Source organism: Brachyspira sp. (assembly GCF_050873525.1).
Lineage (GTDB): Bacteria > Spirochaetota > Brachyspiria > Brachyspirales > Brachyspiraceae > Brachyspira.
This window is the reverse complement of the sequence record NZ_JBNMIZ010000126.1, coordinates 1-7,801: the sequence shown is the minus strand read 5'-3', so window position 1 is coordinate 7,801 and position 7,801 is coordinate 1. Positions and strand designations below refer to the sequence as shown.

The 7,801-nt window shown below is 30.0% G+C and carries 7 protein-coding genes; 4 read left to right on the top strand and 3 right to left on the bottom strand.

The window, feature by feature from the left end:
* Positions 1–203: 203 nt before the first annotated feature.
* From ACR0QS_RS08870 to ACR0QS_RS08860, 3 genes are all read right to left on the bottom strand, one after another.
* Positions 204–1,748: an FGGY family carbohydrate kinase gene (locus ACR0QS_RS08870; RefSeq protein WP_432633081.1), complete on the bottom strand. Its 1,545-nt coding sequence runs from the start codon at positions 1,746–1,748 to the stop codon at positions 204–206.
* A 94-nt stretch (positions 1,749–1,842) separates the two neighbouring features.
* On the bottom strand, positions 1,843–2,046 hold the full coding sequence (locus ACR0QS_RS08865) for a type II toxin-antitoxin system RelE family toxin (RefSeq protein ID WP_432633080.1): 204 nt from the start codon (positions 2,044–2,046) through the stop codon (positions 1,843–1,845).
* 7 nt (positions 2,047–2,053) lie between these two features.
* Positions 2,054–2,266 carry a hypothetical protein gene (locus ACR0QS_RS08860; protein WP_432633079.1) on the bottom strand — a complete coding sequence of 71 codons (213 nt, stop codon included), beginning with the start codon at positions 2,264–2,266 and terminating at the stop codon, positions 2,054–2,056.
* 163 nt (positions 2,267–2,429) lie between these two features.
* Here ACR0QS_RS08860 and ACR0QS_RS08855 point away from each other — a divergent pair, with 163 nt between their 5' ends.
* The 4 genes from ACR0QS_RS08855 (at position 2,430) to ACR0QS_RS08840 (ending at position 7,746) form a co-directional block, all read left to right on the top strand.
* Positions 2,430–3,575 (top strand): ROK family protein, encoded by a 1,146-nt coding sequence (locus ACR0QS_RS08855; RefSeq protein ID WP_432633078.1) that lies wholly within the window; start codon positions 2,430–2,432, stop codon positions 3,573–3,575.
* A 187-nt stretch (positions 3,576–3,762) separates the two neighbouring features.
* Entirely contained in the window at positions 3,763–5,076 is a 1,314-nt protein-coding gene (xylA, locus tag ACR0QS_RS08850; protein WP_432633077.1) for a xylose isomerase, read from the top strand.
* Between the two features lie 17 nt (positions 5,077–5,093).
* Entirely contained in the window at positions 5,094–6,119 is a 1,026-nt protein-coding gene (xylF, locus tag ACR0QS_RS08845; RefSeq protein ID WP_432633076.1) for a D-xylose ABC transporter substrate-binding protein, read from the top strand.
* Between the two features lie 112 nt (positions 6,120–6,231).
* Complete coding sequence (locus ACR0QS_RS08840) at positions 6,232–7,746, top strand: ATP-binding cassette domain-containing protein (protein WP_432633075.1); 1,515 nt, start codon at positions 6,232–6,234, stop codon at positions 7,744–7,746.
* Positions 7,747–7,801 lie beyond the last annotated feature (55 nt).

The window sequence follows — 7,801 nt, the reverse complement described above, 5'->3', positions numbered from 1 at the left end:
GTATAGTATAGTATTTTCGGGATAAACACATGCTAACTCCTTTTTTAAAATTTTTCAAATATTTTTAATTAAATAATTTAAGAAAATATTACACCAAAAGCAAAAAAATGTCAATAGTTAATGTTATAAAATTTGAATTTTTTTTAAAAAATTTAATTTTAATCGTAATAGTAGGTATATAGCAAAATAATTCAACTATGCTTTTAGTTTGCTAGTTCTTCAAATTTTTCAATCATATTTTTCTGATATTCTTCGTATTTATTCGATAAACTATAATCGGGTTCGATAATAGTTTTATCTCTCAAAGCGTCTCGCAATTCGTCCAAATCTATATTTTCTTTCAATAACAAAATAGCGGCAATCGAAGCTCCCAAAGAAGCCCCGCCCGAAGGAAGTATTTTTATCGGACATTGCCAAATATTAGCGATAATTTTTAAAATCTCCGTATCTTTCGCCGGTCCGCCCGTAACGGACAAATCGGCTTTTTTGGAAGAATTAAATTTTTTAGAATATGCGGCGATTAAATATAAAGAACTTAAAACTATTCCTTTATAATCGTCATCAAAATTCGCTTTCTCGTAATATCTTTTTATTTCAAATGATTTGCTGATTGGCACGGATTCGTTTTCTTTTTGCCATAACATTAACGGAAGATTATTTATATTTTTTTTAAGCGAATCGGTTATATCTTTATAATTTTTATTGTAAAGATTCATTATGGAATCCCAAAGCATAGCTCCGTTCGTTCGGCAGAATATCATAAAAGGATTTCCTATTCCGTCATACATCGCGTTTGAAACTCCACTGTAATCTCTATCGTTTTCGTCTATATTAAGCATATAAACAAAACTTGTTCCGAGCGAAAGAATATCTCCTTTATATAAAACTTTCGTTTCGGGATTATCTCCGCTTCCAATTCCCACGATACAATTTTTATTTAATCCGAATTTTTCTATAAAATAAGTCGTTATATATCCCGCCTCGCTCGAAGGACTTTTTATATTTCCTAATTTATTTTTTAAATCTTTTGAAACTGCATTTAAAAGATTTTCGTTCCATTCTTTTTTTGAATAATCAATTAAACTCATGCCCGAACCGTTTCCAAAATCTACGCTCACATCTTCTTTAGCAGTTAATATTGAAGCGATAAAAGTATTTAGTAAAAATATTTTATAAGTATTTTCCGACAAATTTTTATTATTATCAAAATAATATTTTATAACCGCTCCCGTAAATCTTAAAGGAGAATCCGAGCCTGTTATTTGAATCATTTTTTCTTTTCCGCCTGCCGTTTTTCTTAATTCTTCCGCTTCTTTTTCTGTGCAGGAAGTTCGCCAAATAGGCGCGCCGTTATAAGAATAAGAATCTTTTAATATTTCGACTAAATTTTTATTCGCCGATTCTTTCGATTTTAAATATTCCAAATTCTTTTTATAATTTTCCGACAAATATACATGTCCATGCTGTTGAGCCGATATTTGAATCGAGTTTATAAGCGAAACATTGCATTTATCTTTTAATTTTGAAAAAGCTTTATCAAGCGCTATTAAAAAAATATTTATATCCTGTTCCGCATGCCCTTCTATATCTGAATCGATTAATAAAGTATTTTTATTCATCGAAGAATTATTTATTTCTTCCAAAGAATTAAAAGCGATTGATATATTTAGTTCGTTTTTAAAATTTTTATAATTCAAAACGCTTAAAGTTAAACTTTGCGTGCTTAAATCTATTCCTAATGTAAACATTTTATTTTGCCTCATTTTTAATTTATTTTTTAATTAATAGTAAATGAGTATATATAAAATATTTTATAAATCAAGTTTTATATTTTTTAATAATTCAATCGTAAACATTTTTTCTATGAGATATTTTAATTGCATAAATTATAAGTTCGTTATCAAGAATTTCGCATATAAGCCTATAATCGCCAACTCTATATCGCCAAAAAACTTTTAAATTTCCCGCCAAAGATTTTCCTTTGCTTCTTGGATTTTCTAACTTTTTAAAATCTTTTTGAGCTTTGCTTGAAAATACGAATTCCATTTAAATTTTAAATTCCAAGTTGTTTATAAAATTCGCTGGCTTTTATGCCTTTATCTCCTGCCAATCTGTCTTTTTGTCCTTTTAACGCGTCCTCTATATCTTCAAAATCTTCCAAAAAATTTAAAATTGCCTCTTCAACAAGATAATCTACTGTTTTATTTTGTTCTTTAGCTATATTTGAAAGAGCGACTTCTGTTTCTTTAGTTATGTTTATATTCATTTTTTCCTCGTTAGCAAATATAATAATTATATTTTACATTTTTTTTAATTATTGACAATAGTATAAAAGCGATAAAAATTATTTCTATTTGATTTTTATTGATTTTTAATATTAAATTAAATTATAAATATAAACTAATATAAAAAATAAATAAAGCGTTATTATGAAATATCAATTACTTGCAAAAGAAACGACATTAAAAAATGTTCTGCGGGAATGTATAAAAAGAGAAGAATTTACAAGCATAGATATAGTAAATAGTTTAAATCTTACAAAACCGACAGTTAATGAAGCTTTAGATATTTTAAGAAAAGATAATTTTATCGTAAAAGAAGATTTTAAAAAAGGAATTATCGGAAGAAAAGCGCAAGTATGGAAAACTGCTTTACATAATAAAAAATCTCTCGCAATAGATATAGATATTAATATTATAAAAATTGCAATTGTAGATATGAACGGTAATTTTTATCTTTATAAAGAATACGATTACGCTATTGATAATTCAAATTTTTTAGAAATTATAAAACTTGTGGTAAACGATTATAGAAATAATTTTGAAGAAGCTAAAGATATAAAAAAACTTGGAATTTCAATTCCAGGCAATATAAGTTTTGACAGAAAAAATATATTATATGCTACAAATATGGGATTAACTAATATAAATATAAGCAATTTGGAGAGAGAATTAAATTTGGAAATTCTATTAGAAAATGAAGCGAATAGCGCCGTTCTTGGAGAATTTTTTGTATCTAAAGAAATGGATAAAAATAATTACATGTTAATATCTATTTCTAATTTCGGAGTCGGCGGAGGACAAATAGTTGATGGAAAATTATTGAAAGGCGCTCATAGATTTGCGGGAGAAATTGGGCATTTTACTATTATTATGGACGGAGAACAATGCGCGTGCGGAAATAGAGGCTGTTTTGAAAGATACGCGTCTTATGACGGACTAAAAAATATTATGAATAAACATGAAATTAATTTGAAAACAATAGAAGAACTTTTTGAAAGCAAAGATGAAAAATGCGAAAAAGTTATAAAAGAATATGGAAAAATTTTAGGAATAGGAATAAGAAGCCTTTTATCAATATACGATTCTAATAAAATAATATTGAGCGGAAAAATCACCAATTATTTGGAGAGAATCTATCCTTATATAGAAAAAGAAATTTTTGAAAAGAATAATTTTCATTCGCAATTTAATATAATGATTGTAAAATCGAAATTCGGCGATAAATCCTCATTAATTGGCGTTGGACTTATTAACTTTTTCCCATACATATACGATGACAATATATTTAAATAGAATTTTTCGACTAAAATCTATACAAATTCAACGATAAAATATAAAAATTTAGAATTTTTTTAAAAAAAATTTGATTTAGGTATTGACAAATAATAAAAAATAGACTATACTTATATTAGTAAGATGATTTAATTAATATATAGATTAAGTAAATTCATTTTATTAATAATATTATTCGAGGTAAAGGATGGAATATTTTAAAGGCATTGAAAAAGCGGTTTATAAAGGCAAAGATTCTAATGACGCTTTTTCATTCAAACATTATAATGCATCCGAAACCATAGGAAATAAAACTATGGAAGAATGGATGCCTTTCGCTATGAGCTGGTGGCATACTTTAGCTTCGGGAAGCAGAGACCCTTTTGGAAGCGAAACCGCTACGAGACCATGGAACGGCAAAGAACCGCTTGAAGCTTCAAAAATGAGAGTGGAAGCGGGATTCGAGCTTATGCAAAAGTTGGGAATAAATTATTTCTGCTTTCATGATAGAGATTTAGCCCCAGAATACAAAAGTTTAAAAGAAACCAACGAAAAATTAGACATTATAATCGGGCTAATAGAAGAAAGCATGAATAAAACGGGAAAAAAGCTTTTATGGGCTACTTCTTCCCTATTCACCAATCCGAGATATATGCATGGAGCGGCTACGAGTCCTTACGCAGATGTTTTTGCAATAGCCTGCGCACAAACTAAAAAAACTATGGATATTGCTAAAAAATTAAACGCTAAAGGATATGTATTTTGGGGAGGCAGAGAAGGTTATGAAACTCTTTTAAATACGGATATGAAAAGAGAATTGGAACATTTGGCTTATTTTTTATCTATGGCTGTGGAATATAAAGAAAAAATAGGATTCAAAGGACAGTTCTTTATCGAGCCAAAACCAAAAGAGCCAACCAAACATCAATACGATTTTGACGCCGCAACCGCTTTAGAATTTTTATATCATTATAAACTTGATAAATATTTTGAACTTAATTTGGAAGTGAATCACGCGACTCTTGCGGGACATACTATGCAACATGAAATGCAAGTTGCGAGAAATCATAATAAATTAGGTTCGGTTGATATAAACTACGGCGACACATTTTTAGGATGGGATACCGATATGTTTTTGACTAATGTTTATGACGCTGTATTTATGATGGTAGAAATTATAAAAAACGGCGGATTAAAAAACGGCGGATTTAATTTTGACGCTAAAGTTCGCAGACCTTCGCATACTATGGAAGATTTGGTTTACGCGTATATAGCTGGAATGGATACTTTAGCTTGGGGATTAAGAATAGCCGATAAAATCATAAAAGACGGCTTCTTTGATAAATTTATAGAAGAAAGATATAGTTCTTATAATAGCGGAATTGGAGCGAAAATAGAAAGCAAATCCACTTCGTTTGAAGAATTATTCGATTATGCTATGAATTTAGAAGAAAAAGAGCTTCCAAGCGGAAATCAAGAAATGCTTGAAGCAAAATTAAATCAATTTATTTATAATAATTAAAATCAAGGAGATTAATCATGAAAAATTTAAAAAGTTTATTATTAGTTTTAGTCGTTATCGCTTTATGTTTTATTTCTTGTTCAAAAGAAGGCGGAAATAACGCTCAAGGAAAGAAAATAAAGATAGGTTTGTCTTTGGACGATTTAAGATTGGAAAGATGGCAAAAAGACAGAGATTATTTCGTAGAAGAGGCTGAAAAACTCGGAGCGGAAGTTACTTATGTTTCAAGCGATGGAAACGCCACTAAACAATTAGCCGATATAGAAAATCTAATCGCTCAAAATATAGATGTCCTCGTGGTAATAGCTAACGATGGAAATAGTCTTTCTCCAGCGATTATGCAAGCTTCTCAAGACGGAATTCCAACTTTGGCTTATGACAGAATGATAAATAATTGCGACATCGCTCATTATATAACTTTCGATTTGGAAAAAGTCGGTAGAATGCAAGCGGAAGGCGTTTTGGAAATTACCAATAAAGGACGATTTTATTATTTAGGCGGTTCTCCTACAGATAATAATGCCAGATTTTTTAGAAAAGGAGCTATGGATACTCTTCAGCCTTATATTGATAGAGGCTATATAGAATTGATAGGCGAACAGTCGACAAAAGATTGGCTTCCAGATGTGGCATTGCAAATTATAGAGGATATGTTAACGGCTCAAAATAATAATGTAAGTGCTATAGTTGCCGCAAATGACGCTATCGGAGGAGCGGCAGTTCAGGCTTTAAAAGCTCAAGGATTAGCGGGTAAAGTTCCAGTTTCTGGACAAGATGCAGATTTAGCCGCTTTACAAAGAATAGCTAAAGGCGAGCAAGCGGTTACAGTTTATAAACCCGTAAAACAAATAGCCGTAGAATGCGCAAAAGTTGCGGTAGCGTTGGCTAACGGCGAAACTGTAGAAAGTAACGGTTCTTTAAATAACGGTTATAAAGATGTTCCGACTTTCTATATAGAGCCAATTAAAGTCACTAAAGACAATTTGGATTCTACTGTAATAGCGGACGGCTGGGCTACTAAAGAAGATGTTTACGGAAATTAATTAAAATAAAAATATAATGTTTTATGTTATTTTTCATTTGATTTTATAATTTTAATAATTATTTGATTAATAACATAAAGCATTAAAATTTAATTAAATTAAAGAGGCGAATATGGATAATTATATTCTTGAAATGAAGGATATACATAAAAGTTTTTCGGGAGTAAAAGCCCTTTCTGGAATAACCTTAACTTTAAAAAAACAAGAAATATTAGGTTTATGCGGAGAAAACGGTGCGGGCAAATCTACTCTTATGAAAATTTTATCTGGAATATATCCTTTTGGAAGCTATGAAGGAGAGATATTCATTGACGGTAAAGAGATGAGATTTAACAATATTAAAGACGCCGAAAATTCGGGCATAGCGATTATACATCAAGAACTTAATCTCATACCTGAAATGAATGTTATGGAAAATATATTTTTAGGCAATTTTCTAAATAAATTTGGAATATTAAATAAAGACGAAATGTATATAAAAGCCAAAAAATCTCTTTCCGTTATAGCGCCGAATATAGACCCAAAAGCTAAAATAAAAGATTTGGGAACGGGCGAACAACAGATGGTTGAAATAGCGAAGGCAATTTCTAAAAATGCAAATATATTGATATTTGACGAACCTACTTCATCATTAACCGAAAAAGAAATTTCAAAACTTATAGAAATAATTTTTTCGCTTAAAGAAAACGGATTAAGCGCAATATACATAAGCCATAAATTAGACGAAATTGAGGCGATAACCGATAGAGTGGAAATAATAAGAGACGGACAAAGCGTAGGCGGAGGCAAAACTACCGATATGCATAGCGATAAAATAATTTCGCTAATGGTTGGAAGAAGTATAGAAAATTTAATACCGAGAAGAGAAAGAGAAATAGGCGATATAATTTTTGAAGCGAAGAATTATACTTTATACGACAAAGTTAATCCAAATATAAAGAAAGTCGATAACGCTTCTTTTTACTTGAAAGAAAGAGAAATTTTAGGATTTTCTGGTTTGGTTGGTTCTGGACGCACGGAATTATTGTCAGCAATATACGGAGCTTATACGGGAGATTATGTCGGCGAAAGTTATTTATACGGCGAAAAATTGAATATTAAGAAAACGGAAGACGCCGTAAAATTAAAAATCGGTTTCGTTCCCGAAGAAAGAAAAACGCAGGGAGTAATTCTAAACGACAGCGTTCAAAATAATATAATACTTTCAACTATAAAAAACTATTCCGTAAAAGGAAGTTTGGATAAAAAATTGCAGGAAAAAGCTGCTTTAGAATATAAAGAAAAACTTTCAATAAAGATACCGACTCTTGATTCTCCGATTAAAAATTTAAGCGGAGGAAATCAGCAAAAATGCGTTTTGGCAAAAAGTTTATTAATCGAACCTAAAATTTTGATTTTGGACGAGCCTACGCGCGGAATAGATGTCGGGGCTAAATATGAAATATATAATTATATATTTTCTATAGTAGAATCTGGATGTTCGGTAATACTTATATCTTGCGAACTTCCAGAAATATTGGGTTTAAGCGACAGAGTTATCGTTATGCATGAAGGACAAATTAAAGCTTCTTTGGATAATAAAGGATTAACTCAAGAAATAATAATGACAGCCGCAATAGGAGAATAAAAATGTTTAATTTAAAAAATTTCTTAAAAAAATATAATTTATTTATGCTATTTTT